General features: G+C 67.4%; 24 protein-coding genes and 2 pseudogenes. 15 read left to right on the top strand and 11 right to left on the bottom strand.

Annotated elements, in window-relative coordinates:
- Positions 1 to 67: 67 nt before the first annotated feature.
- The 4 genes and pseudogenes from ACXYX3_RS21045 to ACXYX3_RS21030 all read right to left on the bottom strand — a co-directional run.
- Complete coding sequence (locus ACXYX3_RS21045) at positions 68 to 778, bottom strand: class I SAM-dependent DNA methyltransferase (RefSeq protein WP_241203274.1); 711 nt, start codon at positions 776 to 778, stop codon at positions 68 to 70.
- 24 nt (positions 779 to 802) lie between these two features.
- Complete coding sequence (locus tag ACXYX3_RS21040; protein WP_241203273.1) at positions 803 to 1,675, bottom strand: LLM class flavin-dependent oxidoreductase; 873 nt, start codon at positions 1,673 to 1,675, stop codon at positions 803 to 805.
- Positions 1,676 to 1,752: 77 nt separating this feature from the next.
- The gene (locus ACXYX3_RS21035; RefSeq protein WP_458608872.1) at positions 1,753 to 2,475 is read right to left on the bottom strand and encodes a DUF4873 domain-containing protein; all 723 of its coding nucleotides are present in this window, start codon (positions 2,473 to 2,475) and stop codon (positions 1,753 to 1,755) included.
- Positions 2,475 to 3,380, bottom strand: a pseudogene (locus ACXYX3_RS21030) (AurF N-oxygenase family protein); the annotation flags it as partial. The pseudogene ACXYX3_RS21030 and the gene ACXYX3_RS21035, both read right to left, overlap by 1 nt.
- 125 nt (positions 3,381 to 3,505) lie before the next feature.
- Here ACXYX3_RS21030 and ACXYX3_RS21025 point away from each other — a divergent pair.
- The 5 genes and pseudogenes from ACXYX3_RS21025 to ACXYX3_RS21005 all read left to right on the top strand — a co-directional run bounded on the left by ACXYX3_RS21025 (position 3,506) and on the right by ACXYX3_RS21005 (position 6,425).
- Positions 3,506 to 3,889 (top strand): phage holin family protein, encoded by a 384-nt coding sequence (locus tag ACXYX3_RS21025; protein ID WP_458608871.1) that lies wholly within the window; start codon positions 3,506 to 3,508, stop codon positions 3,887 to 3,889.
- Positions 3,890 to 3,893: 4 nt separating this feature from the next.
- Positions 3,894 to 4,088: pseudogene (locus ACXYX3_RS21020) on the top strand (DNA-formamidopyrimidine glycosylase family protein); the annotation flags it as partial.
- 189 nt (positions 4,089 to 4,277) lie between these two features.
- Positions 4,278 to 4,751, top strand: coding sequence for a zinc finger domain-containing protein (locus ACXYX3_RS21015; protein ID WP_458612167.1), 474 nt, complete (start codon positions 4,278 to 4,280; stop codon positions 4,749 to 4,751).
- Positions 4,752 to 4,798: 47 nt separating this feature from the next.
- Entirely contained in the window at positions 4,799 to 5,548 is a 750-nt protein-coding gene (locus ACXYX3_RS21010) for an SDR family oxidoreductase (RefSeq protein WP_458608870.1), read from the top strand.
- A gap of 37 nt (positions 5,549 to 5,585) precedes the next feature.
- Positions 5,586 to 6,425, top strand: coding sequence for a glycoside hydrolase family 16 protein (locus ACXYX3_RS21005; protein WP_458608869.1), 840 nt, complete (start codon positions 5,586 to 5,588; stop codon positions 6,423 to 6,425).
- 7 nt (positions 6,426 to 6,432) lie between these two features.
- On the opposite strand, the gene pgi is transcribed toward ACXYX3_RS21005, so the two are convergent.
- Positions 6,433 to 8,085, bottom strand: coding sequence for a glucose-6-phosphate isomerase (gene pgi, locus ACXYX3_RS21000; RefSeq protein WP_241203268.1), 1,653 nt, complete (start codon positions 8,083 to 8,085; stop codon positions 6,433 to 6,435).
- A gap of 49 nt (positions 8,086 to 8,134) precedes the next feature.
- On the opposite strand from pgi, the gene ACXYX3_RS20995 reads away from it, so the two are divergent.
- Positions 8,135 to 9,583 (top strand): NAD-dependent succinate-semialdehyde dehydrogenase, encoded by a 1,449-nt coding sequence (locus tag ACXYX3_RS20995; RefSeq protein ID WP_241203267.1) that lies wholly within the window; start codon positions 8,135 to 8,137, stop codon positions 9,581 to 9,583.
- Between the two features lie 72 nt (positions 9,584 to 9,655).
- A complete protein-coding gene (locus ACXYX3_RS20990) occupies positions 9,656 to 11,671 on the top strand; it encodes an SGNH/GDSL hydrolase family protein (protein WP_458608868.1) in 2,016 nt (671 codons plus the stop codon).
- Between the two features lie 56 nt (positions 11,672 to 11,727).
- On the opposite strand, the gene ACXYX3_RS20985 is transcribed toward ACXYX3_RS20990, so the two are convergent.
- A complete protein-coding gene (locus ACXYX3_RS20985; RefSeq protein WP_241203266.1) occupies positions 11,728 to 12,000 on the bottom strand; it encodes a chorismate mutase in 273 nt (90 codons plus the stop codon).
- Between the two features lie 245 nt (positions 12,001 to 12,245).
- Here ACXYX3_RS20985 and pcrA point away from each other — a divergent pair, with 245 nt between their 5' ends.
- Entirely contained in the window at positions 12,246 to 14,558 is a 2,313-nt protein-coding gene (gene pcrA, locus ACXYX3_RS20980) for a DNA helicase PcrA (RefSeq protein WP_241203265.1), read from the top strand.
- On the opposite strand, the gene ACXYX3_RS20975 is transcribed toward pcrA, so the two are convergent.
- Both ACXYX3_RS20975 and ACXYX3_RS20970 read right to left on the bottom strand, forming a co-directional pair.
- On the bottom strand, positions 14,555 to 15,151 hold the full coding sequence (locus ACXYX3_RS20975; RefSeq protein WP_458608867.1) for a hypothetical protein: 597 nt from the start codon (positions 15,149 to 15,151) through the stop codon (positions 14,555 to 14,557). The genes pcrA and ACXYX3_RS20975 overlap by 4 nt on opposite strands.
- On the bottom strand, positions 15,152 to 16,198 hold the full coding sequence (locus ACXYX3_RS20970) for a M23 family metallopeptidase (protein ID WP_458608866.1): 1,047 nt from the start codon (positions 16,196 to 16,198) through the stop codon (positions 15,152 to 15,154).
- Positions 16,199 to 16,463: 265 nt separating this feature from the next.
- Here ACXYX3_RS20970 and sucC point away from each other — a divergent pair, with 265 nt between their 5' ends.
- Positions 16,464 to 17,627: an ADP-forming succinate--CoA ligase subunit beta gene (gene sucC, locus ACXYX3_RS20965; RefSeq protein WP_458608865.1), complete on the top strand. Its 1,164-nt coding sequence runs from the start codon at positions 16,464 to 16,466 to the stop codon at positions 17,625 to 17,627.
- Positions 17,628 to 17,648: 21 nt separating this feature from the next.
- Positions 17,649 to 18,551: a succinate--CoA ligase subunit alpha gene (gene sucD, locus ACXYX3_RS20960; RefSeq protein ID WP_241203261.1), complete on the top strand. Its 903-nt coding sequence runs from the start codon at positions 17,649 to 17,651 to the stop codon at positions 18,549 to 18,551.
- Positions 18,552 to 18,586: 35 nt separating this feature from the next.
- Here sucD and ACXYX3_RS20955 read toward each other — a convergent pair whose 3' ends face one another.
- Positions 18,587 to 19,639, bottom strand: coding sequence for an IS110 family RNA-guided transposase (locus ACXYX3_RS20955; protein ID WP_458608864.1), 1,053 nt, complete (start codon positions 19,637 to 19,639; stop codon positions 18,587 to 18,589).
- Positions 19,640 to 19,944: 305 nt separating this feature from the next.
- Complete coding sequence (locus ACXYX3_RS20950; protein WP_241203260.1) at positions 19,945 to 20,127, bottom strand: hypothetical protein; 183 nt, start codon at positions 20,125 to 20,127, stop codon at positions 19,945 to 19,947.
- Positions 20,128 to 20,214: 87 nt separating this feature from the next.
- Between ACXYX3_RS20950 and ACXYX3_RS20945 the strand changes: the two genes are divergently transcribed.
- The gene (locus ACXYX3_RS20945) at positions 20,215 to 21,744 is read left to right on the top strand and encodes an acetyl-CoA acetyltransferase (protein WP_458608863.1); all 1,530 of its coding nucleotides are present in this window, start codon (positions 20,215 to 20,217) and stop codon (positions 21,742 to 21,744) included.
- A gap of 38 nt (positions 21,745 to 21,782) precedes the next feature.
- Here the strand turns inward: ACXYX3_RS20945 and ACXYX3_RS20940 are convergent, their stop codons facing one another.
- Positions 21,783 to 22,631, bottom strand: coding sequence for an LLM class F420-dependent oxidoreductase (locus ACXYX3_RS20940; RefSeq protein WP_458608862.1), 849 nt, complete (start codon positions 22,629 to 22,631; stop codon positions 21,783 to 21,785).
- A 121-nt stretch (positions 22,632 to 22,752) separates the two neighbouring features.
- Between ACXYX3_RS20940 and ACXYX3_RS20935 the strand changes: the two genes are divergently transcribed.
- The 4 genes from ACXYX3_RS20935 to ACXYX3_RS20920 all read left to right on the top strand — a co-directional run bounded on the left by ACXYX3_RS20935 (position 22,753) and on the right by ACXYX3_RS20920 (position 26,663).
- Positions 22,753 to 23,280, top strand: coding sequence for a hypothetical protein (locus tag ACXYX3_RS20935; protein ID WP_241203257.1), 528 nt, complete (start codon positions 22,753 to 22,755; stop codon positions 23,278 to 23,280).
- Positions 23,249 to 24,409 carry a type III PLP-dependent enzyme gene (locus ACXYX3_RS20930; RefSeq protein ID WP_458608861.1) on the top strand — a complete coding sequence of 387 codons (1,161 nt, stop codon included), beginning with the start codon at positions 23,249 to 23,251 and terminating at the stop codon, positions 24,407 to 24,409. The genes ACXYX3_RS20935 and ACXYX3_RS20930 overlap by 32 nt, the downstream gene beginning before the upstream one ends.
- A 62-nt stretch (positions 24,410 to 24,471) precedes the next feature.
- The gene (gene sfnG / locus ACXYX3_RS20925) at positions 24,472 to 25,602 is read left to right on the top strand and encodes a dimethylsulfone monooxygenase SfnG (protein WP_458608860.1); all 1,131 of its coding nucleotides are present in this window, start codon (positions 24,472 to 24,474) and stop codon (positions 25,600 to 25,602) included.
- 161 nt (positions 25,603 to 25,763) lie between these two features.
- Positions 25,764 to 26,663, top strand: coding sequence for a DUF5336 domain-containing protein (locus tag ACXYX3_RS20920; RefSeq protein ID WP_241203254.1), 900 nt, complete (start codon positions 25,764 to 25,766; stop codon positions 26,661 to 26,663).
- The last annotated feature ends 82 nt before the right edge of the window (positions 26,664 to 26,745 follow it).

Below are 26,745 nucleotides of genomic sequence, written 5' to 3'. Positions count from 1 at the left end.
CGGTGTGTGCCCCAACCTCGGCAGTGTTAATCCCGTCACACCATGGGAAGTGAGCGCGGCGATGTCCTCAGCGGGGGGCGTTGGCCAGGAACGTGTGCACGATGTCGCGCTGCCACCCCGACACCGTCAGGCTGCGCACATCGACAAAACCATTGCGCTTCAATCGTTCCCGGAAAGCGGAGGCGCCGTCGAAGTCGTTGACACTGGTGCGCAGGTAGCGGTAGAGCCCGGCGTCACCCGACCGGATCTTGCCCGCCGGAATGATGATCGCGGCGCACACCAAATTCCACGTCACCCGGGCGACGGCGGAATCACGCACCGAGTACTCGTGCGCGGCGAACACGCCGCCGGGGGCCAGCAGTCCGCGCAGGGTCTGCAGCACCGGATCGGGGTCGGTGAGGTTACGCACCAGATAGGCCGCCAGGATGCCGTCGAACGGTCCGGTGACCCCCGCCTCGGCGAGACCCTCGGCGCGGCTGTGCACGAAGCGTACGGAGTCCGGCCACTGCTTGGCCCGGGCCTGCTCCAGCATTCCGGCCGACCCGTCGACGCCGATGATCTCCGCGTGCGGTGCGGCCTCCAGTAGCGCGGCCGTGGACGCCCCGGTGCCGCAGCCGATGTCGAGCAGCCGCAGCCCGCGTCCCTGGTCGGGGAGCTGCATGCGCTGCGCCGACAGTCGGAGGTGCTCGTGATAACCCGGGTTCGAGCCGACCAGACCGTCGTAGGCGTCGGCGCCGGCATCGAAGGCGTCGGGAACGTCGTAGGCACCGCGTGTCATCGGTCGAACTCTACCGATCCCGTGCTACAGCTTCGCGATCACGTTCTCGGCGAACATCTCCAGATTGCGGATCTTCGTCTCGAGCGGTTCGGTGTCCGGGCCGGTGATGTACGGGACGCGGAACCCGACGATGACGTCGGTGATGCCTTTGTCCTCGAGCCGTTTGACGCCGTCGAGGGTGTAGGCGTCGATCGAGATGACGTGGATCTGATAGTCCTCGTTGTCGGCGCTGCCCTCCTCCTCGCGGAAGCGGGCCAGCTTCGTCAGCAGTGCGTCGAGTTCCTCCGGGTCGCCACCGCCGTGCATCCAGCCGTCATTGCGGGCGGCGCGGCGCAGTGCGGCGTCGGCGTGCCCGCCGATCAGGATGGGCACCGGGCGCGACGGCGCGGGCGTCATCTTCGTCTTGGGGATGTCGTAGAACTCGCCGTGGAACTCGAAGTACTCACCCGAGGTGAGGCCGCGGATGATCTCGATGCATTCGTCCATCCGCTTGCCGCGCCGGGCGAACGGCACGCCCAGCAGTTCGTAGTCCTCGGGCCAGGGGCTGGTGCCCACCCCGAGTCCCAGCCGATTGTCGAACAGGGCGGCCAACGATCCCGCCTGCTTGGCGACCAGGGCCGGCGGGCGGATGGGCAGCTTGAGCACGAAATGGTTGAAGTGCAGGGTGGTCGTCACCGCGCACAGGGCGGCGGTGAGGACGAACGACTCGATGAACGCTTTGCCGTCGAGGAACTCCCGGCTGCCGTCGGGGGTATACGGGTAAGTCGAGTCGGACTCGAACGGGTAGGCAATGCTGTCGGGAATCGTCATTGCGTGATAGCCCGCGGCCTCGGCGGCTTTGGCCAGCGGGATGTAGTACGTCGGATCGGTCATCGCTTCTGCAAAGGTGAACCGCACATCGCCTCCTGCTCGTCGCTGCACCGCATACTAGAACGTGTTCTAGATCGCGCGGGCCGCAACGGCCGTACCGGCTCTCAGACGTCAGCAATCTCGATGTCGGTGGTTGCCAGGGCGAAGGGCGGAATTCCGGTGCCGACCACGGTGAGACCACCCTGCGAGGTCCGCTCCGTCAGCCGCGCCGGCACCGAATCGCCGTCCGCGGCGATCTCGACAACGGTAGGCAGTCGCAGACCAGTCATTTCCGCGAAAAATGTTCCACGCCAATGGAACAGGCCGTCGACCGGGTCCAGCCATCCGGTCAGTCGCACCCGTGCCCGGTGGTCGCCACCGTCGACCGTGACGGTGGCGATGCCGTCGTACACGGCGTCATCGTCGACGATGTCCTCGCCGGTGTGTTGCACCTCGAACGCCGACGGGATCTTCGTGCCGACCACTCGCCAGTACCGACCGCCGCGGTGCTCACCCGATCGGGCCCGCCGACTGAACATCCGCTGGGTCGCGGGACGGACCTCGATGCGGGAGCCACCCGTGCGGCCGAGGTGAGCGAGGCACTTGGCGATGTAGCTCTTCTGCGCGGCGGTGTCGGGACCGGTCAGCAGGAAGTAGTTCGGCACGCCGGACACCGCGACGCCGAGATAGGGCACCAGTCCGTCTGGTGGCGGTGCGGTCCCGTCGGGCAGCGTGCCGTCTGTTGCGATCAAGACGCGTGCCGTGCGGTCGCCCACCCGCCACACGTGTGTCCGCTCGTCGAACTCGGCGGAGACCGAGTCGCTGACGTACATGACCGTCTCGGTCACAGAAACCCGCTGCGCGTCCACGCGCGTCGGGCGACCGGACCCATCAGGCCGACCTCGGTCAGAAACGCCGCCAACGGAGCGAAGCCCATGACTTGGACCTCGCGGCGATGCGGGCTCCTGCGCGCAACCCGCCGCGCCTCGCGCGAGTCCAGGCCCACCCGCGCGTACTGGACACGGTTGGTGAACAAGTGCCGGAAGAACAACCCGCCGGCCCCGTTGACGTTGCCGACCCACATCCGCGAGACCCGACCCAGCTGCGGCGCGCGTTTGCGCAGACCGTCGCGGGCGAACTGGATGTGGCGGGCCTCCTCGGTGACGTGGATGCGCATCAGGCGCTGCACCAGGGGCTGCAACTCCGGATCGTCCATCATCTGACGCTGCAGGGAATCGAAGATCTCCTCGCCGACCAGCGCGGCGACCCACAGCAGTGAGCCCTGGAACGCGAACGGCAGCATGTTGATGATCACGCGTTGATACAGCTTGGGTCGCACCGGTTTCGCGCCGATGCGCTGGATCGCCTTGCCGAACATCACCATGTGGCGGGTCTCGTCGCCCAGTTCGGTGAGCTCGTAGTGCGTGGCCCGCGCCGTCGGGTCCTGATGCATCATCTTGCGCAGCAGGGCCTGGTTGAGGATGTTCTCGAACCAGATTCCGGCCGAGAGCGTGTTCGCCAGCTCCTGGCGTGACAGCTCGATCTGCTCGTCGCGAGACATGCTGTCCCACAGGGGCGTTCCGTACAATGACACCAGCCTGGGCGGCAGGAAGAACTTGTCCGGCTCCAGCGGCGCATCCCAGTCGATGTCGACGATCGGGGCGAACGATTTCTTGACCGATCCCTTGAGCAGTCGATCGGCGAACACGTCGCGGGTCGGGGCGGTGCTGCGCGGGGCGGGTGGAGCCGTCATCGTCGACGTCCCTTCGTCGTGGTGCTCACGACGTTAAGGAGCCGTGCGCCACCATGTCAATACCTGCGGTACCGGGTACTTTCGGTACTGGCTGTCGGGAACGCCGACGGGGCATGATGACCGATGTGACCTCGTTTCTGCTGCGTGCCGCCCTCACCGGGGTGGCGCTGTGGGTGGTGACCCTGGTCGTCCCGGGGATCGCCTTCGTCGGGGGCGATTCGACCGCCGCCCGGATCGGCATCATCTTCGTGGTGGCCGTCATCTTCGGGCTGGTCAACGCCATCATCAAACCGATCGTGCAGATCATCTCGATCCCGCTCTACATCCTCACGCTCGGCCTGATCCACATCGTGATCAACGCGCTGATGCTCTGGATCACCTCGTCCATCACCGAGCACACCACCCACTGGGGTCTGTCCATCGACGACTTCTGGTGGACCGCGATCTGGGCGGCGATCGTGTTGTCGATCGTGAGTTGGGTGCTCTCACTGCTCGTCAAGGCAGACTGAAAAGATGCCCGAACTACCCGAGATCGAAGCCCTCGCCGACCATCTGCGCCGGCACGCGGTCGGGCAGATCGTGCGCCGCGTCGACGTCGCTGCGCTGTCGGTCCTCAAGACGTTCGACCCGCCGCTGTCCGCGCTGCACGGTCAGGAGGTGACCGGTGCGAACCGCTGGGGCAAATACCTGGGGCTGCAGGCGGGTGAACTGCACCTGATCACGCACCTGTCGCGGGCCGGGTGGTTGCGCTGGTCGGACAAGCTGGGTGCCGCGCCGCTGAAGCCGGGCAAGGGGCCGATCGCGCTGCGGGTGCATCTCGGTGAGGAAGGTCTCGGCTTCGACCTGACCGAGGCCGGCACGCAAAAGCGGTTGGCGGTGTGGCTGACCACCGACCCGATGACCGTGCCGCAGATCGCGTCGCTGGGGCCCGATGCGCTGGCGCTGACCGTCGACGGGCTGGCCGACGTGCTGCGGGGCAACTCCGGACGCATCAAGACCGTGATCACCGACCAGAAGGTGATCGCCGGGATCGGCAATGCCTACAGCGACGAAATCCTGCACGTGGCCAAGTTGTCGCCGTTCGCGACGGCCAACAAACTGACCGAGGCGCAACTCGCCGCGCTGCACGACGCGATGATCTCGGTGCTCACCGACGCGGTGACGCGCTCCGTTGGTCAGCAGGCGGCCACGTTGAAGGGGGAGAAGCGATCCGGGTTGCGCGTGCACGCCCGGACCGGCATGCCGTGCCCGGTCTGCGGCGACACCGTGCGCGAGATCTCGTTCGCGGACAAATCGTTCCAGTACTGCCCGACGTGTCAGACCGGTGGCAAGGTGCTGGCGGATCGGCGGATGTCCCGCCTGCTGAAATAGCGCGCTGTGATTTCCGGGGACTTGTCTAACTCGGTTATCCTGCCGCAATGACTCGGCAGAAGATCCTGATCACCGGTGCAAGCTCGGGGCTGGGCGCCGGTATGGCCCGCCAGTTCGCCGCCAAGGGCCGCGACCTGGCACTGTGCGCCCGGCGCGTCGACAACCTCGACGAACTCAAGGCCGAGATCACCGCCCGCCACCCCGGCGTGCGCGTGGCCGTGGCCGCCCTCGACGTCAACGATCACGACCAGGTGCCCAAGGTCTTCGGTGAACTGGCCGATGAGCTCGGCGGTATCGACTGCGTGATCGTCAACGCCGGCATCGGGAAGGGCTATCCGCTGGGCGGCGGCAAACTGTGGGCCAACAAGGCCACGATCGAAACGAATCTCGTTGCCGCGCTTGTGCAGATCGAGACCGCCATGGAGATGTTCAAGGCGGCGGGCCAGGGCCACCTCGTCCTGGTCTCCTCCGTCCTGGGCAACGTCGGCGTGCCCGGCCACAAGGCCGCCTATGCGGCGAGCAAGGCCGGTGTCACCTCCCTGGGCGAGTCGCTGCGCGCGGAGTACCCCTCGGGACCCATCAAGATCACCGTGCTCGAGCCCGGCTACATCGAATCCGAGATGACCGCCAAGTCGAACACGACGATGCTGATGGTCGACAACGAAACCGGCGTCAAAGCGATGGTCGACGCGATCGAGAAGGAAAAGGGCCGCGCCGTTGTCCCGGGTTGGCCGTGGTGGCCGCTGGTCGAGGTGATGAAGCTGCTGCCGCCCAAATACACCAAACGCTTCGCCTGACAGGTTCGCCCGCGGGCGCGGGTGCTTTCATGGACCGATGACGGACCGGCATCTCAACCGACGCACCGTGATGGCGATGACGGGGATCGGCCTGCTCGGAGCGGCGCTGCCCAGTGGCCCGGCCCAGGCCACGCCGTGGCCCGGACCCGCGCCCGCCGCGCCGCCACCGGCCGGCAAGTACCTGTTCGAAGACCACTTCGACGGCCCTGCCGGCTCGGCGCCCGACCGGTCGAAGTGGGAGGTCGCGACCGCGCGCGAATCCATGGAGGACCCCACCTACTGGGAGCTGCCCGGCAACGTCGGCCAGTACCGGGACGACCGTCGCAACGTCTACCTCGACGGCAAGTCGAACTTGGTGTTCCACGCCGCCAAGGACGGTGACACCTACTACAGCGGCAAAATCTTCGGCACCTTCCGGGGCGGCATCGGCCACAACTGGGAAGCCCGCATCAAGCTCAACTGCCTGACCCCCGGCTGCTGGCCGGCGTGGTATCTCGCCAACAACAACCCCGTCAACGGTGGCGAGGTCGACATCATGGAGTGGTACGGCAACGGCCACTGGGCGCCCGGCACCGCCGTGCACGCCAAGCTCAACGGCGGCGAACACGTCAGCCGGACCATCAGCGTGGACAGCGCCTGGCACACCTGGCGGGTGCAGTGGGACGACGCGGGCATGCGGTTCTGGCGGGACTACACCGACGGCGCCGCACCGTACTTCGACGTGCCGGCCCACGCGCTGCCCGACTGGCAGTTCAACGAGCCGGGCTATCAACTGTTCCCGATCCTCGACCTGGCCGTCGCAGGCTCCGGCGGCGGCGATCCCAGCGGTGGCAGCTATCCGGCCGAGATGCTGATCGACTACGTCCGCGTCTGGTGAGCCGAACTCACGCCGAACGACCGCGTTCCGCGCGGTAGCGGCGCACCAGCGCGTCGGTCGACGAATCCGACTGCGCCGCAGGCGGTTCGTCCTCGGTCAGTACCGGCAGCAACGCCTTGGCCTGGGTCTTGCCCAACTCCACACCCCACTGGTCGAACGAGTCGATGCCCCACACCACGCCCTCGGTGAACACCTGATGCTCATAGAGCGCGATCAGCTGACCGACGACCGACGGCGTCAGCTTGGTCGCCAGGATCGACGTGCTCGGCCGATTGCCCGGCATCACCTTGTGGGGCACCACATCTGACGGTGTGCCCTCATCGGCGATTTCCTCGGCGGTCTTGCCGAAGGCCAGCACCTGCGTCTGGGCGAAGAAGTTGCTCATCAACAGGTCGTGCATGCTGCCGGTGCCGTCGGCGGTGGGCAGGTCGTCGGTCGGTTCGCTGAACCCGATGAAGTCGGCCGGGATCAGCCGGGTGCCCTGATGGATCAACTGGTAGAACGCGTGCTGGCCGTTGGTGCCGGGCTCGCCCCAGAAGATCTCGCCCGTGCGCGTCGTCACCGGCGTGCCGTCGGCGCGCACCGACTTGCCGTTGGACTCCATGGTGAGCTGCTGCAGATACGCCGCGAACCGAGACAGGTCGTTCGAATACGGCAGCACCGCACGGGTTTCCGCACCGAAGAAGTTGTTGTACCAGAGCCCGATCAATCCCAGCAGAACCGGCGCGTTGGCCTCCAGCGGCGCCGTTCGGAAGTGCTCGTCGACCAGATGGAAGCCCTCGAGGAATTCGGCGAACCGCTCCTTGCCGATCGCCGCCATGACACTCAACCCGATGGCGCTGTCGACCGAGTACCGGCCACCCACCCAGTCCCAGAAGCCGAACATGTTCTCGGTGTCGATGCCGAACTCGTCGACCAGTTTCGCATTGGTCGACACCGCCACGAAGTGCTTGCTCACCGCGTCCTCGCCGAGCGCATCGGTGAGCCAGCGCCGCGCCGCCGTCGCGTTGGTCAGGGTCTCCAGCGTCGAGAACGTCTTCGACGCAACGATGAACAGCGTGCTGGCGGGGTCCAGTCCGTCGAGCTTCGCGACCAGGTCCGCGGGATCGACGTTGGACACGAACCGCGCCGACACGCCCGCGTCGACGTAGTGCCGCAGCGCCTGGTACACCATCACCGGCCCCAGATCGGAGCCACCGATACCGATGTTGACCACCGTGGTGATGCGCTCACCGGTCGCGCCGCGCCACTCGCCGCTGCGCAGCCGATCGGTGAATTCCCCCATCCGGTCGAGCACCTCGTGCACGTCGGCCACCACGTCCTGGCCGTCGACGCTCAACTCGGCATCGCGGGGCAGCCGCAGCGCGGTGTGCAGGACAGCGCGGTCCTCCGAGGTGTTGATGTGCTCACCGGAGAACATGGCGTCGCGCCGCTCGGGCAACCCGGCTGCGCGCGCCAGATCGAGCAGCAGATCCAGCGTTTCACGGGTCACCCGGTGCTTGCTGTAGTCGATGTACATGTCGCCCACGGTCAGCGTCAGCTCGGTTCCCCGAGCCGGATCGTCGGCGAAGAGCTGACGCAGATCGGTGCCGCCGATCTGCTCATGGTGCCGGGACAGTGCCTGCCATGCCGATGTGGCCGTGATGTCGGAGGAGCCCATGAAAAGAACCCTAGTGCCGCGACTTGACCGAGGGTGTAAGACGTGGGGTATGGATATAGCCGCGCTGCTGAACTCAGTCCCCACCGGTCTGTGGATCGGTGGTGAGGAGCGGGAGGGCTCGTCGACGTTCGACGTGCTCGACCCCAGCGACGACCAGGTGATCACCAAGGTGGCCGACGCCACCCCCGACGACGCGCGCGCCGCACTCGACGCCGCGTGCGCAGTGCAGGGCGAGTGGGCCGCGACCGCACCGCGCAAGCGCGGCGAGATCCTGCGGTCGGTGTTCGAGACCATCACCGAGCGCGCCGACGACATCGCGGCGTTGATGACGCTGGAGATGGGCAAGGTCGTCGCCGAGAGCAAGGGTGAGGTGACCTACGGCGCCGAGTTCTTCCGGTGGTTCGCCGAGGAGGCGGTCCGCATCGACGGGCGCTACACCGCGAGCCCGGCCGGCACCGGCCGCATCCTGGTCACCAAACAGGCCGTCGGCCCCTGCTACGCCATCACGCCGTGGAACTTCCCGCTGGCCATGGGGACCCGAAAGATGGGGCCCGCCTTTGCCGCCGGCTGCACGATGATCGTCAAGCCGGCCCAGGAGACGCCGCTGACGATGCTGCTGCTGGCCAAGCTGATGGACGAGGCCGGCCTGCCCAAGGGTGTGCTGTCGATCCTGCCGACGAGCAATCCCGGCGGTGTCACCGAGGCGCTGATCGACGACGGTCGCCTGCGCAAGCTGACGTTCACCGGGTCCACCGGCGTGGGCAAGGCACTGGTCAAGCAGTCGGCGGACAAGCTGCTGCGGACGTCGATGGAACTGGGCGGCAACGCACCGTTCATCGTGTTCGACGACGCCGACGTCGACGCCGCGGTCGACGGAGCCATCCTGGCGAAGATGCGCAACGGCGGCGAGGCGTGCACGGCGGCCAACCGGTTCCACGTCGCCAACGCCGTGCGCGAAGAGTTCACCGAGAAGCTGGTGAAGCGGATGAGCGAGTTCACCCTCGGCAAGGGCCTCGACGAGAAGTCGACGCTGGGCCCGCTGATCAACGCCAAGCAGGTCGCCACCGTCACCGAGCTGGTGTCCGACGCGGTCTCCCGCGGCGCGACGGTCGCCGTGGGCGGCGTCGCGCCCGGCGGCCCCGGGAACTTCTATCCGGCCACCGTGCTGACCGACGTGCCGGCCGACGCGCGCATCCTCAAGGAGGAGGTGTTCGGACCCGTCGCCCCCATCACCGGGTTCGACACCGAGGACGAGGGCGTGGCCGCGGCCAACAACACCGAGTACGGGCTGGCCGCCTACGTCTACACACAGTCGTTGGATCGTGCGCTGCGGGTGGCCGAGGGCATCGAATCCGGCATGGTCGGCGTCAACCGTGGCGTGATCTCCGACGCCGCCGCGCCGTTCGGCGGGGTCAAGGAGTCCGGGTTCGGCCGTGAGGGTGGCAGCGAGGGCATCGAGGAGTACCTCGACACGAAATACATTGCGCTGACGAAGTAGCGCGCGCCTTCCCGCTTCCGCGCCCGATCCTCAATAGGCTTCCTTGTTCGAAGGCAAGGAGGGCCACACGAGTTGACTGCCGTGAGCGCGGCGCCGATCCGGGTGGGCCCACGCCGCTATGTCGGTTCGGGCCGGGGGATTCCGGCGCTCGACGGGGTACGGGCCATCGCGGTCGGGCTGGTGCTCGCCGACCACGGGGGCGTGCCGGGCTTGCCGGGCGGATTCCTGGGCGTCGACGTGTTCTTCGTGCTGAGCGGGTTCCTCATCACCTCGTTGCTGATCGACGAGACGACCCGAACCGGGCGGATCGGTCTGCGCGGATTCTGGGTGCGTCGTGCGCGCCGGTTACTTCCCGCGCTCGTGGTGATGGTGCTGGCGGTGGCGGTCGCCCGCGATCTGTTCGCCCCCGAGTCGGTGGCCGGTCTGCGTGAGGAGGCCGTCGCCGCGCTGTTCTGGATGTCGAACTGGATGTTCGTCGCCCAGCACACCGACTACTTCTCGACCGGCGCGCCGCCGTCACCGCTGCAGCACACCTGGTCCCTCGGTGTCGAGGAGCAGTACTACCTACTGTGGCCGCTGCTGATCGTCGGAATCGTCGCGGTGCTGGGCGCCATCGCCTATCGCCGTGGTGTGCCGGTCACCCCGACGATGGTGCGTACTGCGGTGTTCGTGGTGGCCGCGCTGGGCGTCCTCGGCTCGGCGGCGGCGTCGGTCGCGCTGGCGTCGGACGACTCGCTGCACCGGGTGTACTTCGGCACCGACACCCGCATGCAGGCGCTACTGGTCGGCGCTGCCGCGGCGGCGTTGGTGGTGCGGGACTGGCGCGGGATGACAGCCGGTCTGGTGACACTGCGTTCCCGCTGGGCCCGATGGCTGGCCTGGCTGCTCCCGGTCTTGGGGCTGCTGGTTCTCGCCACGGCGGCGCACCTGGCCGTCGGCACGGCGGCCGAGTTCCGGGGGGGACTGCTCGTCGTCGTCGCCGTGGCGGCGGTGCTGGTGATCGCCCCGGTGGCGCTGGATCAGACCGGTCCGGCCGCGCGCATGCTGTCGATGGGGCCGCTGGTGGGCCTGGGGGCCATCTCCTACGGCGTGTACCTGTGGCACTGGCCGATCTTTCTGCTGCTCAACGGTGAACGGACCGGGTCGGAGGGGTGGAAGCTGTTCGCGCTGCGCTGTGCGGCGACGATCGCCGTGGCTGCGGTGTCGTGGTGGCTGATCGAGCAGCCGATCCGGGACTGGCGTCCGGCGTTCGTGCCGATGTTGCGGCTGTCCGCGGCGACGGCCGCCACCGCGGCGGTGGTCGCGATGACCGTGCTTCCGTCCGGTGCGCCGTTCCCCAAGCCCGGCCCGGGGCCGTTGATCGATTCGGCCGCCCTGATCGCCCCCGAGATACCGGTATCGGTCACCCGGCCGGTGCGTCCGCGAGCCCCGGGAGACGTGCGAGTCGCGGTGTTCGGCGATTCCATCGCGTGGACGATCATGCGCTACCTACCGGACACCCCCGGTGTCGACTTCGCCGACTTCACCACGATCGGCTGCGGCATCGCGCGCGGCGGGCCTTATGAGTACGTGGGTCAAGAACTGCCGCAGAAGCCGGAATGCGATTCCTGGCCGGCGCGGTGGGCGCAGCGCATCGGCTACGAGAAACCCGATGTGGTTCTGCTGATGGTCGGCCGGTGGGAGGTGGTCGACCGGATGAACGAGGGCCGGTGGGCGCACATCGGCGAGCCGGGCTATGACGCCTACTTGCGGGGCGAGCTCACCCGGGCGCTGGACATCCTGGGCTCGACCGGCGCCCGCATCGTCGTCACGACCGAGCCCTACAACCGGCGCGCGGAGAAAGCCGACGGCAGCCTCTATCCCGAGGATCAGCCCAAGCGCGTCGACGCGTGGAACACGCTGCTGCGCAGCGTCGCCGAACCACGCCGGAACGTCACGGTGCTCGACCTGAACAGCAAGCTCAGCCCCAACGGCTACTACCAGGCCAAGGTCAACGGGATGGTCGTGCGCGCCGATGGGGTGCATCCCACGCCAGAAGCAGTCGAGTGGCTCACGCCCTGGCTGGTCGACGCCGTCAAGCCCCAGTGAGTTCGGCGTGCCTGTCGTCGCTCAGCGACGGCAATCGCGCCGAGGTCGCAAGAAGATCAGTGCCCGAGGCGGCCGCGGCCCAGGCGCAGCAGCAGCATCGCGAGGTTCTTGCCCTCGGGGCCCAGCACGCTGTAGCGCTCGATGACCTTCATCTCGCGGCTGTGCACCAGGCGGGTACCGCCGGAGGCCATCCGGGCCTTGCCGATCATCTGCGAGACCTCGGTGCGCCGCTGTACGGCCTCGAGGATCGCCGCGTCGAGGCGATCGATCTCCTGGCGCAGGTCAGCAATGTCTGGGATATCGGGCGTCTGTGCGGTGTCGGTGGTCATGTCGTTCTCCGGATTCTCGTCGTGTGACTGGTCTGGTCTCATCCGGTTCCGGGCCTCACACAGAAAACGAGCCCCGGGTCCGGAAGCGGACCGCGGGGCTGAAGGGGGAAGCAGCTAGACCACGGGCACCGCTGGCCGGTACCCGTAGAAAAATCGTTGCTGCTGACAAAGCACTCACTGAGTGTGCCATCACCTGACGTGCCAGCGCAAAGACTGTCACCGTTCGGCGGTAGGTTTGGGGCAGTATGTCGATCGTTACCACTGAAACCGATGAGCTCTTGGACGGGCTCAATCCCCAGCAGCGGCAGGCCGTCCTCCACGAGGGCACCCCGCTGCTCATCGTCGCCGGAGCGGGCTCCGGAAAGACCGCGGTACTCACCCGCCGCATCGCCTACCTGCTCGCGGCCCGCGAGGTCGGCGTGGGCCAGGTGCTCGCGATCACGTTCACCAACAAGGCCGCGGCCGAGATGCGCGAGCGTGTGGCGCAACTGGTCGGTCCGCGGGCCCGCAACATGTGGGTGTCGACGTTCCACTCGACCTGCGTGCGGATTCTGCGCAACCAGGCGTCGCTGCTGCCCGGGTTGAACTCGAACTTCTCGATCTACGACGCCGACGATTCCCGCCGTCTGCTGCTGATGATCGGCAAGGACATGGGCCTGGACACCAAGAAGTTCTCACCGCGTCTGCTGTCCAACGGCATCTCCAACCTCAAGAACGAGCTGATCGGTCCCGAGCAGGCGGCCGCCGAGGCGTCGGAGGCCGCCGAGGATCTGGCCCGCGTGATCGCCGAGGTGTACGCCGAGTACCAGCGCCGTCTGCGCGCGGCCAACGCGCTGGACTTCGACGACCTGATCGGCGAGACGGTGGCTGTGCTGCAGGCGTTCCCGCAGATCGCGCAGTACTACCGGCGTCGCTTCCGGCACATCCTCGTCGACGAATACCAGGACACCAACCACGCGCAGTACGTACTGGTGCGTGAGCTCGTCGGCACCGAAACGGTCGATGGGGTCGCGCCCGCCGAGCTGTGCGTCGTCGGCGACGCCGACCAGTCGATTTACGCGTTCCGGGGCGCCACGATTCGCAACATCGAGGATTTCGAGCGCGACTATCCCAGTGCCACAACGATTCTGCTCGAACAGAACTACCGCTCCACGCAGACGATCCTGAACGCGGCCAACGCCGTCATCGCGCGCAACGCCGGTCGCCGGGAGAAGCGGCTCTGGACCGACGCGGGCGAAGGGGAACTGATCGTCGGCTACGTCGCCGACAACGAGCATGACGAGGCCCGGTTCGTCGCGCAGGAGATCGACGCACTCGCCGACAGCCAGGGCGATTTCTCGTACAACGACGTCGCGGTGTTCTACCGCACCAACAACTCCTCCCGCGCCCTCGAGGAGGTGTTCATCCGCGCGGGCATCCCGTACAAGGTCGTGGGCGGCGTGCGCTTCTACGAGCGCCGCGAGATCCGCGATATCGTCGCCTATCTGCGGGTGCTCGACAATCCCGGTGACTCGGTCAGCATGCGGCGCATCCTGAACACCCCCCGCCGCGGCATCGGTGACCGCGCCGAGGCATGCGTGGCGGTGCACGCCGAGAACACCGGCGGAAGCTTCAACGATGCCCTGGTGGCCGCCGCCGAGGGCAAGGTACCGATGCTCAATACCCGTGCGGAGAAGGCGATCGCCGGCTTCGTCGAGATGCTCGACGAGCTCCGGGGCGGGCTCGACGGCGAACTGGGTGAGCTGGTCGAGTCGGTGCTCGACCGCACCGGATATCGCGCCGAGCTCGAATCGTCGAGCGATCCGCAGGATCTGGCCCGCCTCGACAACCTCAACGAATTGGTCAGCGTCGCACACGAATTCAGCATCGATCTGGCCAACGCACGCGCTCTCGCCGAGGAGGACGCCGAGCCCGAGGACGAGGACGTCCCCGACACCGGGGTGCTGGCCTCGTTCCTCGAACGCGTGTCGCTGGTGGCCGACGCCGACGACATCCCCGAACACGGGTCCGGCGTGGTGACGATGATGACGCTGCACACCGCCAAGGGCCTGGAGTTCCCGGTGGTCTTCGTGACCGGGTGGGAGGACGGCATGTTCCCGCACATGCGGGCCCTCGGCGACCCCGTGGAGCTCTCGGAGGAACGCCGGCTGGCGTACGTGGGCATCACCCGGGCCCGTCAGCGGCTCTACCTCACCCGAGCAAAGGTCCGCTCGTCATGGGGGCAGCCGATGCTCAACCCGGAATCGCGCTTCCTGCGGGAGATTCCGCAGGAGCTGATCAATTGGCGGCGCGTCGAGGCCCCGCCGTCGCACTTCTCGGCGCCGGTGAGCGGGGCGGGCCGGTTCGGTACGCCCCGCCCATCGCCCGCGCGTTCGTCGGCAGGTAAGAGGCCGCTGCTGGTGCTCGAGCCCGGCGACCGCGTCACCCACGACAAGTACGGTCTCGGTCGCGTGGAAGAGGTGTCGGGGATGGGGGAGTCGGCGATGTCGCTGATCGACTTCGGCAGCGCCGGGCGCGTCAAGCTCATGCACAACCACGCGCCGGTCAGCAAGCTCTAGGAACGTCCCCAGCGCGCTGTCTCTGGGAGCAGCGCGAGCACGATCGACGCCACCGGGAGCACCGGCATGGCGTAGACGAGGGCCGGTAGTGCGGCGCCCGCGACGAACAGCCCCGCGAAGATCAGCAGCGCGATCGCCGCGCCGACGATCACCAGCAGCCGGCCCATCCTGCGTCGCAGCAGCAGCGCGATCAACCCGCCGATGGTCGCGGCCGCGGAGATCGCGGCGAGGAAGCCGATGGCGACGCAGAACAGCGGGTCGGTCGCCGACCAGCCGGAGATCAGATTGGTCGCGATGACCGCGGTCGCCCACCCGGACAGGATGCTGACGACGGCGGTGGCGATCGCGGAGCGAGCGGGCACGTGCGGTGCGCGCGGAGGGCCGACGGCGACGGGCTGGGCCCGCGGCAGATATCCGGTGGCGGGCTCTGCCGCCGCGGGGAACTCACCGGTCGGATGACGCCTGATGATCGACGTGGCCGGCTCGGCCGATTCCGAGACGGGTTGCGAGCCTGTGTTCAGCGGTGCCCGACGCAGGATCCGTGTCTCTGCGTCATCGTGCTGCTCGGGTGCCTCGCCTGCGTCGCCGGCCACTCAGCCAACGTAGCTGCCGGGGGACAATCCCCGCTTGGCCAGCCACCCGACGGGATCGACCCGGTCGGTGCCGCCGAGAAGCACTTCGAAGTGCAGATGGGGGCCGGTCGAGTTGCCTCGGTTGCCCATCGTCGCGATCTGATCGCCGGCCATGACGCGCTGCCCGACGCTGACAAGCCAGGTGTTGATGTGGCCGTACAGGGTCACGGTGCCGTCGGAATGCTTGAGCTTGACCCAGGCGCCGTAGCCGGCGGTCGGGCCGACGTCGATGACGACGCCGTCGGCGGCGGCCAGGATCGGGGTGCCGATGGAGTTCGCGATGTCGATGCCGCCGTGCAGAACACCCCAGCGGAAGCCGAAGCCGGACGTCCACACCCCGCGGGTCGGCATCACGAACTGCGGGCGGGCCAGGCGCGCTTCGCGTTCCGCGCGTTCCTGCGCGAAGGCGGCGGCCTTGGTGATCTCTTCGGCGTGGATCGCGGAGTTCGCCGCGGGGGCCACGGTGACGATCTGCATGCCGTCCACCGAGCCGGTGATGACGCCGGAGCCGCCCATCGTGGTCGTGTCCGACGCGAGCACGGTCTCTGCAGGCTGCTTCTCCGCGGCCGTGGTGACGCTGTACGCGCCGGCGGCGGTCGCCCCCACGGCCATCGCGGCGACCATCAGGCGGCCTTTGACGGGGACCTCGGGCTTGCGGTGCTGACCGGTGCGGCCACGCATGTCGATGACGTCGGTGGTGGCTGTGCCGTCGCTGCGGTCTGTGTGGCTGTCGCGGTACGCGCGTGAGCTGCGTGGGGTGCTGCTCGAGGCGCGGAATTCGGCGGGCACGAGGCGCAGGGGCTCGAGATCGTCGGTGTCCAGCAGATCGTCGAGTTCGGGGGCGTGGATGACCTGGGTGTCACGGTCGAACACGTCGTCGGACGCGCAGTCGAGGTCGCGCAGATCGCCGAGCGCGCCGAACTCGTTGAACGGAATGATGTCGGTGACTTCAGTGGCTTCAGGTGCCGCGAGGGCCTCAGAGAAGCGAGGCGATCGATGCTGAGCCAACCTGAGACGTCCTAATCTGTCGTGAGCCGTCGTGACCAGACCGTTATCTAGACCACAGGACGTTAACCAAATTCCAATGGAGATGCCAACCCGGGACTGTAGTCGATCGGAGAATGTGACCTGAATCACGATTGGGGCCAGGTGAGATCGACCACATGTCGGGCAGGCGGTGCCAATGAGGAAAAGCCGGGTCGATACAGTTCCCCCGGAGCCCGTCGGGCACACATCTACCAGCCGCCGACAGACAGGGATGGTCTGAGAGTCCATGGACCTCTTCGAGTACCAAGCGAAAGAACTGTTCGCCAAGCACAACGTTCCCACCACGCCGGGTCGGGTCACCGACAGCGCCGAGGATGCGAAGGCCATCGCCGAGGAGATCGGCAAGCCGGTCATGGTGAAGGCGCAGGTCAAGGTCGGCGGCCGCGGTAAAGCCGGCGGTGTGAAATACGCCGCGACGCCGGACGACGCCTTCACCCACGCCCAGAACATCCTGGGCCTCGACATCAAGGGTCACGTCGTCAAGAAGTTGCTGGTGGCCGAGGCGAGCGACATCGCCGAGGAGTACTACATCTCCTTCCTGCTCGACCGGGCCAACCGCACCTACCTGGCCATGTGCTCGGTCGAGGGCGGTGTGGAGATCGAAGAGGTCGCCGCCACCAAGCCGGACCGCCTGGCTCGCGTCTCCGTCGACGCGACCAAGGGCGTCGACGAGGCGTTCGCTCGCGAGATCGCCGAGAAGGGTCACCTGCCCGCCGAGGTGCTCGACGCCGCGGCGGTCACCATCGCCAAGCTGTGGGAGGTCTTCGTCAAAGAGGACGCCACGCTGGTCGAGGTGAACCCACTGGTGCGCACGCCGGACGATCAGATCCTCGCGCTCGACGGCAAGGTCACTCTCGATGCGAACGCCGACTTCCGCCATCCCGAGCACGCCGAGTTCGAGGACAAGGACGCCACCGATCCGCTCGAGCTGAAGGCCAAGGAGAACGACCTCAACTACGTCAAGCTCGACGGTCAGGTCGGCATCATCGGCAACGGCGCGGGCCTGGTGATGTCCACCCTCGATGTCGTCGCCTACGCGGGGGAGAAGCACGGCGGCGTGAAGCCGGCCAACTTCCTCGACATCGGCGGCGGCGCGTCGGCCGAGGTGATGGCCAACGGCCTCGACGTGATCCTGGGTGACGATCAGGTCAAGAGCGTGTTCGTCAACGTCTTCGGCGGAATCACCGCCTGCGACGCGGTCGCCAACGGCATCGTCAAGGCTCTGCAGATCCTGGGCGACGAGGCCAACAAGCCGCTGGTCGTGCGACTGGACGGCAACAACGTCGACGAGGGCCGGCGCATTCTCGCCGAGGCCGACCATCCGTTGGTCATCCAGGCCGACACCATGGACTCCGGCGCCGACAAGGCCGCCGAGCTGGCTAACAAGTAGCGGACTTAGGGAAACGAAGAAATGTCTATCTTCCTCAACAAGGATTCCAAGGTCATCGTCCAGGGCATCACCGGCGGCGAGGGCACCAAGCACACCAAGCTGATGCTCAAGGCCGGCACCCAGATCGTGGGCGGTGTGAACGCGCGCAAGGCCGGCACCACGGTCAAGCACGAGAACTCCGACGGCCAGGAGGTCGAGCTGCCGGTGTTCGGCAGCGTCGCCGAGGCGATGAAGGAGACCGGCGCCGATGTCTCCATCGCGTTCGTGCCGCCGGCTTTCTCCAAGGACGCCATCATCGAGGCGATCGACGCCGAGATCCCGCTGCTCGTGGTCATCACCGAGGGAATTCCGGTGCAGGACACCGCTTTCGCGTGGGCCTACAACAAAGACAAGGGCGAGAAGACCCGGATCATCGGGCCCAACTGCCCCGGCATCATCACCCCGGGCGAGTCGCTGGTCGGCATCACGCCGAACAACATCACCGGCAAGGGCCCGATCGGCCTGGTGTCGAAGTCCGGCACGCTGACCTACCAGATGATGTACGAGCTTCGTGATCTCGGCTTCTCGACCGCGATCGGTATCGGCGGCGACCCGGTCATCGGCACCACGCACATCGACGCCATCGAGGCGTTCGAGAAGGATCCTGAGACCAAGGTCATCGTGATGATCGGCGAGATCGGCGGCGACGCCGAAGAGCGGGCAGCCGACTACATCAAGGCCAATGTGAGCAAGCCGGTCGTCGGCTACGTGGCGGGCTTCACCGCGCCCGAGGGCAAGACCATGGGGCACGCGGGCGCGATCGTGTCCGGCTCGTCGGGCACCGCGGCCGCCAAGAAGGAGGCTCTCGAGGCCGCCGGGGTCAAGGTCGGCAAGACGCCGTCGGAGACCGCGAAGCTGGCCCGGGAGATCTTCGAGAACCTGTAGCTCCCTTCCATCCGCGAGCGCGCATTGCTCCTATGTCAAGCAATGAGCTTGTTGGGGTTTTGCTGGGTGGTGTGGTCGGCGCGGAGTCGTCTATAGACCACGCGGGAGAGTTGGCGTTTGAGGCAGCGCAGGGCTTCTTTTGTTGACTTGCCATCGGCGAGGCGCGCTCGGTAATAGTGCTGTCCGGGGCTGTCGGGTATGCGCAGCTGAGTGATCGCGATCCGGTGTAGTGCGGCGTTGAGTTGTCGGTTGCCTGAACGGTTGAGCCTGACCCGTCCGGCGGTGTTGCCGGACCAGGCTGGGATGGGGGCGACGCCGCTATGGCAGGCGAAAGCGGCTTCGCTGCGGAAGCGGGTGACTCCGGCGGTTTCGGCGACGAGTTTGGCCGCGGTCAACTCGCCGCAGCCGGGCAGCGCCATCAGTGTTGGCGCCACCGTGTGCACCCGATCGCTGATCCGGGCGGCGAGGCCGTCAATGGCCTCGGTCAAGCGCATGATGTCGGTGAGTTCGTCGCGGGCCAGTTCGGCAAGGATCCCGGATTGGCCGGCCAGCCAATCGGCCAAGGCAGCGCACGGGCGGGCGCGGTGCAGCGATCCTCGGCTGGGGTCAACGGTGGGGTCGAGCTCATGGACGTGTTGGCGGAGCCGGTTGATCGTCGAGGTGCGTTGTGCGACTAACACTTCGCGGCGATCGACGAGCAACTTCAACTCACGTGAAACGTCGTCGTGGGCTGCAACCGGCAGGTCGGGATGGCGTAACACTGCATGCGCGACGGCGAGCGCGTCGATGGGATCAGACTTGCCGCGGGTGCGGGCACTGGCTCGTGTCTGGGCCATCAGTTTGGGTGCCACTCGCACCACCGACTGTCCAGCCGAGAGCAGATCGCGTTCCAACCGGGCCGACAGGTTTCGGCAGTCTTCGATGCCCCAGCAGAGATCCTCGCCGAATGCGGCGCGAGCCCACGTGATTGCCCGGTGGTGGCCGGCTGTGGTTGCCGGCACGACTTTCTCACCGAGTTTGCGCCCGACCTCATCGACGGCGACGAAGGTGTGGGAGCGCTTGTGTACATCGGTTCCAACGACCACCATGAACGGTGCCTTCTTTCATCAATTGGGATGGATGAGTGAAGGTTGGGCCGACCGGCTGACACATCTCAGTGGGGGCGATGCCACGCTCCTATCAAGTCACGCCGGTCGGTCCTTCCCACCCAAGATCGGCACAACGCGCGAAAACCAGCCCGAAGGCGGCAGAGTTTGCAAGAGCCAAATCCCGGGTGAGAAGACCCAACCACCGCAACGCGGCGATCACCACCCTGACACTGAGCGTTTGTACAGCGACACACCGTCGCAACCGTACAAAGGCGCGCGCTCGTCGCGTTCCAGCGCGCGGTGCGTCACCCGTAGTCGCGCAGCGTCATCACCGCGCCGACGCAGGCCGCGACCGCAGCGGCGATGTAGATGAGTGTCGATACCCAGGTGATGTGCACCGACGCCGCCACCCAGCACGACAGAAACGCCGCCGCCACCAGACATGCGCCGTAGAACACCGTGCGTTGGGGATGTTCGCCGCGGGCCATGCTGGAGGAGTACCCGGTCGACCCCGATACAAGAACTGGAACCGGTTCTATTAGCCTCTCGAATCAACACCTGTCAGGAGGCCCGTCATGCCGATCGATCCGCGCACCCCGATCCTGGTCGGCGTCGGCCAGTTCACCGAGCGCATCGACGACCCCGGCTACCGCGGCATGTCGGCCGTGGAGCTGGCGACCGAGGCCGCACGGGCGGCGCTCGCCGACACCGGTGCGGATGCGTCCTCAGTGGCAGGCGCCATCGACACGGTCTTCGGGCTGCGCCAGTTCGAGATCTCGGGTCCGATGCCGGCGACGCTCGGCAAGTCCAACAACTATCCGCGCTCGGTGATGCAGCGCCTCGGAGGTAACCCGGCACGCGTCGTGCTCGAGCCTGTGGGCGGGCAGGGCCCGCAGAAGTTGGTCGCCGAGGCAGGGAACGCGATCGTCGCCGGGGACGCCGACGTGGTGATGATCATGGGGTCGGAGCCGGGGTCGACGGCCAAGTACTTCGCCGACCGAGATGACAAGCCCGATTTCACCGAGCATGTCGAGGGTCAGCTCGAGGGCCGCGGGCACGGGATCTACAGCTACATCGACGAATACACCGTGACGCACGGATTGACCGGCGCCCCGGTGCAATACGGGTTGCTCGACAACGCACGCCGGGCCCGCCTCGGCGTCGGCGTGAAGGAATATCGCCACGCGATGGCCGAGCTGTTCGCGCCGATGTCGAAAGTCGCTGCGAAGAACCCGTTCTCGTCGTCCCCGGTGGAGCGCTCGGTCGAGGAGATCGAAACGGTCACCGACGACAACCGGATGATCTGCGATCCCTATCCGCGGTATCTCGTCGCTCGCGACACCGTGAACCAAGGTGCCGCACTGATCGTCATGTCCGTCGAGGCGGCCCGGCGCCACGGGGTACCGCAGGAGAAGTGGGTGTTCGTGCACGGGCACTCGGATCTCGTCGAGCAGGCTCTGTTGAGCCGGGCGGACATGGGTGCCAGCCCTGCGGCCGTGCATGCGGTTCACGAGGCGCTGCGCGTGGCCGGCGTCGGTGTCGACGACATCGCGACATTCGATCTGTACAGCTGCTTCCCCTTTCCGGTGTTCGTGGCGAGCGAGGCGCTCGGAGTGTCCGGTGACGATCCCCGCGGCCTGACCCTGACCGGCGGCCTGCCCTACTTCGGGGGTCCGGGCAACAGCTACTCGGCGCACGCGATCGCCGAGACCGTGGTCCAGATGCGCGACAAGCCAGGGCGATTCGGCTTCGTCGGCGCCAACGGCGGCATCATGAGCAAGTATTCGGCCGGCATCTATTCCACCCAACCCGCGCAATGGCGGACGTCCCGCAGCGCCGAGCTCACCGAGCAGGTGGCTGCGCTGCCGACGGTTCCGGTGACCAAGAAACCCGAGGGATCGGGTGTTGTCGAGACGTACTCGGTGCACTACGACTGGCCGGTGCGCACCGGGATCATCGTCGGACGTCTCGACGCCGACGGTTCCCGCTTCATGGCGACCACGACCGACGAGGAATTGGTCGCGCTGATGTCTGACGGCGACCCGCTGGGCGCGAACATCTCGGTCACGGCGACGGACGACGGCAACCGGGCGGTTCTGCGCTAGAACAGCGTGGTTGCGGCCGGGGCCTCCGGCGCATCAATTCACACCAGCGCGCTGAGCTTGCCTGCGAGCCGTTCCACGTAGGCGGCGACCTCGTCGGGGCTGCGATCGGGGAAACCGAACAGCACCTCGGTGACGCCGAGCTCGCGCCAGTGGGCCAGCTTGTCCGGGTCGGGCTTGAAGTCCAGCGCGACGATCTGCGGCGCTCCGTCCCGACCGGCGGTAGCCCACGTGTCCTGCAGCAGCTTCACCGGTGCGTCGATGTCGAAGTCACGCGGGGTGGTGATCCAGCCGTCGGCCGACTTCGCGATCCACTTGAAGTTCTTCTCGGTGCCCGCGGCGCCGACGAGCACCGGGATGTGCGACTGCACCGGCTTGGGCCACGCCCAGGACGGACCGAAGTTCACGAACTCGCCTTCGTAGGCGGCCTCTTCCTCGGTCCACAGCGCCCGCATGGCCTCCAGATACTCGCGCAGCATGGTGCGGCGGCGCGCGGGAGGCACGTTGTGATCGGCGAGTTCGTCGGTGTTCCAACCGAATCCGACGCCAAGCGACACCCGGCCGCCGGACAGGTGATCCAGCGTGGCGATGGACTTCGCCAGCGTGATCGGGTCGTGCTCGACGGGCAGCGCCACCGCGGTGGACAACCGGACCCGCGACGTCACCGCGGCCGCGGTGCCCAGCGACACCCACGGATCCAGGGTGCGCATGTAGCGATCGTCGGGCAGGGTCTCGTCGCCGGTGGTCGGGTGAGCGGCCTGGCGCTTGATCGGGATGTGGGTGTGCTCGGGCACGTAGAAGGTGGAGAAGCCGTGCTCGTCGGCGAGCGAGGCGGCCGCCGCGGGCATGATGCCGCGGTCGGAGGTGAACAGCACCAACCCAAAGTCCATGGAAAGAATTAGAACGTGTTCCAATATGCGTCCGCAAGTGGGGTGCGTGAGTAGCCGGATGCTCCGATTCGGGTAGCGGGCTACTCAAGACCTGGACCGGCGGCCGCGGGACAGTTCCGGCATGAACGCAACGACGCCGATCCGGGACCGGGTCGGGGAATGGATACGACGCTACCTGCCGTGCGAAATAGCCGGCACCGCAGGAGAATTCGGAGCCGCCGCGGCGGTCTACGCGGCCACCGGGTCACTGGCCGCCGCAGCCGTCGCGGCGACGGTCGGCGCATCGGGCGGCTACTACGCGGCGGCATTCCTGACCGCTCTGCGCTGGACCTACCGCGACCACAGCCACCGCAGCCGCGGCGCCCGCATCGTCGTGTCCGTGCTGCTGGCGCTACGCAGTGTCGCGATCGAGTTCGGCCCCGCCGAACTGATCGACAGCATCGCCGTACGGCCGCTCGCCTTCTATCTCGGGCCTGCGGTGTTCGGCAACGTCGCGGCCGGCTGGATCTTCGGCAAGTTGGTCTCCGACGTCGCGTTCTACGGGTGCGCCGTCTTCAGCTACGAACGCTTCACCACGCTGCTGGCGCATCGCCGTCCGATCGAGAAAGGGAGCGGTCATGAACCCGCACCGACGGTCTCAGCTGCGTGAGCAGCTGCGCGGCGCTGCGTCGCGCTGGACCCGGCTGGCCGAGGCGTACGGCACCCCGCTTCTCGTGCTCGAACCGCATCGGGTCGCGCGACGTCTGCGCGAACTGCAGACTGCGCTGCCGGGATTCGACGTGCACTACGCGGTCAAGGCCTTGCCGCACCCCGTCGTGCTGTCCACCGTCGCGATCTGCGGCGGCGGCTTCGATGTGGCGACGCGCGGCGAGGTGGATCTCCTCGGCCGCCTCGGTCTGCCGATGCACCGCGGCATCCACACCAACCCCATCAAGAAGCCCGCCGACATCGATCACGCCTACGCCGCCGGAATCCGCACGTTCGTCGTCGAGAACGTCGCCGAGGTGCAGAAGTTCACGGGCCGTCCCGCCGACATCGAGCTCCTGGTCCGCCTCGCCTACGCCAATCCCGCAGCGAAATCGGACCTGTCCTCCAAATTCGGAGTGGCGCCCGCGGACGCCGAACTGCTGGTCAAGCACGTGCTGACCAGCGGAGTCGGATTCGCAGGGTTCAGCTTCCACGTGGGCAGCCAGAGCAGCTCGACGGAACCGTTCCGACGGGCACTCCAGCACACCCTCGACCTCACCGGTCACATCGAAGCCACCCTGGGGGTACCGACGCGCACGATCGACATCGGCGGCGGATTCCCCGTCAGTTATCGCGACCCCGAACCGCCCATCTCCGTGATCGGCGCCATCGTCGACGACGTCCTCGGGACGCGGCGCGATGACTTCAGGTTGCTGTGCGAGCCGGGCCGGTTTCTCGCCGCCGACTGCATGACGTTGCTCACGACGGTGGTCGGCAGCGGCGAGCGAGCGGGCCGGATGTGGCACTACCTCGACGACGGGCTCTACGGCAGCTATTCGAACGTGATGACCGAGGACGTCCACCCGCCGATCCTGGCGCTGGCCGAGCTGATGGGACAGAGCGAGCCGGCCCTGCACCCGGTGACGTTGGCCGGACCGACCTGCGACAGCGCCGACGTGATCGCTCGCGACTACCCGATGCCCGCGCTCGTCGTCGGCGACATCCTCGTCAGCCCGATGATGGGCGCCTACACCGCGGTCACCGCGTCGCGCTTCAACGGCATCGAGGCCACCCCGATCGTCATGGGATGAGTTCGCCTCACCGCGATCAATACCGATGACCCCGGCGCGGTGGCCCGCTTCGATGGCACCTCATGACGACCGAACGCATCGCCGAGAACGTCTCCTTCGCCTACTGGGTGCCCAACGTCAGCGGCGGGCTGGTGACCAGCGATATCGAGCAGCGAACCGACTGGAACTACGACTACAACGTCAAGCTCGCGCAGACGGCCGAGAACAACGGGTTCGACTACGCGCTGTCCCAGGTGCGCTACGAAGCCAGCTACGGCGCGGAATACCAGCACGAGTCGACCAGCTTCAGCCTCGCGCTGCTGCTGGCCACCCAGCGGCTCAAGGTGATCGCCGCCGTCCACCCGGGGCTGTGGCAGCCCGGCGTGCTGGCCAAGCTCGGCGCCACCGCCGACCAGCTCTCGCACGGCCGGTTCGCCGTCAACGTCGTGTCCGGCTGGTTCAAAGACGAGTTCACCCACCTCGGTGAGCTGTGGCTCGAACACGACGAGCGCTACCGCCGCAGCGCCGAATTCCTGCAGGTCCTGCGCAAGATCTGGACCGAGGACGACGTGGATTTCCGCGGCGACTTCTACCGCATCCACGAGTTCACCCTCAAGCCCAAACCGGTCAACACGCCCGAGCGGCCGAACCCGGAGATCTTCCAGGGCGGAAACTCGACCGCCGCCCGTCGCAACGGGGGCCGCTACGCGGACTGGTATTTCTCCAACGGCAAGGACTTCGAGGGCGTCACCGAGCAGATCGTCGACGTCCGCAACCATGCCCGGGAGGTCGACCGCGAGGTGAAGTTCGGTCTGAACGGGTTCATCATCGCCAGAGACACCGAGAAAGAAGCGAAAGACGTGCTGCGCGAGATCGTCGAGAAGGCGAACCGCCCCGCAGTCGAGGGCTTCCGCTCGGCGGTGCAGCAGGCCGGCAACTCCACGGCCGACGGCAAGGGAATGTGGGCCGACTCGACCTTCGCGGACCTCGTGCAGTACAACGACGGCTTCCGCACCCAGCTGATCGGCACGCCGGAACAGATCGCCGAGCGCATCGCGGCGTATCGCAAGCGGGGCGTCGACCTGATCCTCGGCGGATTCCTGCACTTCCAGGAGGAGATCGAGTACTTCGGCGACAAGGTGTTGCCGCTCGTCCGCGAGATCGAGGCCACCGAACGGTCGGCGAGCGACACACCGGTGCTGATCCCCGCCTAGTGGCCGCCTCCGCCGCGCGGGGTCCCCAGCGACGTGCGCTAGCGTGGTTCATCGAATCGCTCAGGCGATCCGTCGGGATCGCAGTCGCCTGCGTCGACACATCGACTGACCGTGTCGATCGATGATGTCGATTCAGGCGCCCGCACACCACAGGAGATGTCATGTCGTATCCGCAAGGCCCGACCGGAGGCCACGGCTACCAGCCGGGTCAGCAGCCGACCACACAGTTCAGCGCGCCGACGCAGCAGTTCGCCCGGGTCGGTGAACCCGGCCCCGGCGCTGACGGTCCCAGCAGGCTGCCCGAGTACCTGAGCGCGGCCGTCGCCGGCCTCGGTCTGCTCGCCTACCTGTCGTACTTCGCGCCGCAGTTCACCGTGGAGTCCTCCGATTTCCCGGGTCTGGGTGAGCTCAGCGGCAGCTCTGTCGGACTGGGCATCGCCGTCGTCGCATCGCTCCTCGGTGCGCTCGTCGCCGGTGTCGGCCTGCTGCCCAAGCAGAAGCACCGGGTCGCGGTGGCCGCGGTCGCGTCCGTACTGGGATTCCTGCTGGTCATCTCGGAAGTGCTCAACAAGCCCAGTGGCACCACTGTCGCGTGGGGTCTGTGGCTGGTGACCGCGTTCACGCTGCTGCAGGCCGCGGTCGCGGTCGTCGTCCTGCTGTTCGACGCCGGTGTCCTCACGGCGCCGGCCCCGCGGCCGAAGTACGAGCAGCCACAATACGGCCAGTACCCCGGCGCGTACTACGGCCAGCAGCCGGGCCAGCCCGGTCAGCAGCAGCACGGTCAGCCCCAGCAGCAGCGTCCCGGCTACCCGACGCCGTACGGCGGCTACCCCGGCTCCGGCCCGTCGACCGGCGGATTCCCCGCCACGTCCCCGTCGGGGCAGCAGCCGTCGGGCCCGCAGTCGGGTCAGCAGCCCTCCGGTGGTCAGTCGGGTTCGCCGACGCCGCCCACCGGTTACCCGACCTACGGCCAGCCGCCGTCGAGCGGCGCCCCGACGACGCAGGTCCCCACACAACACCAGTCCTCGCCGTCCTCGCAGTCGGGCCAGTCCTCCTCGTAGTGTCACCAGCGTCGTGGTGTCAGGCGCGTCGTGGTGTCCAGCGCGTCGTAGTCTCGAGCCCGCGTGCGTGACCGTCGCGCGT

The organism is Mycobacterium sp. Panama NTM2 (genome assembly GCF_054355555.1).
This window is presented reverse-complemented; position numbering and strand designations above follow the sequence as displayed.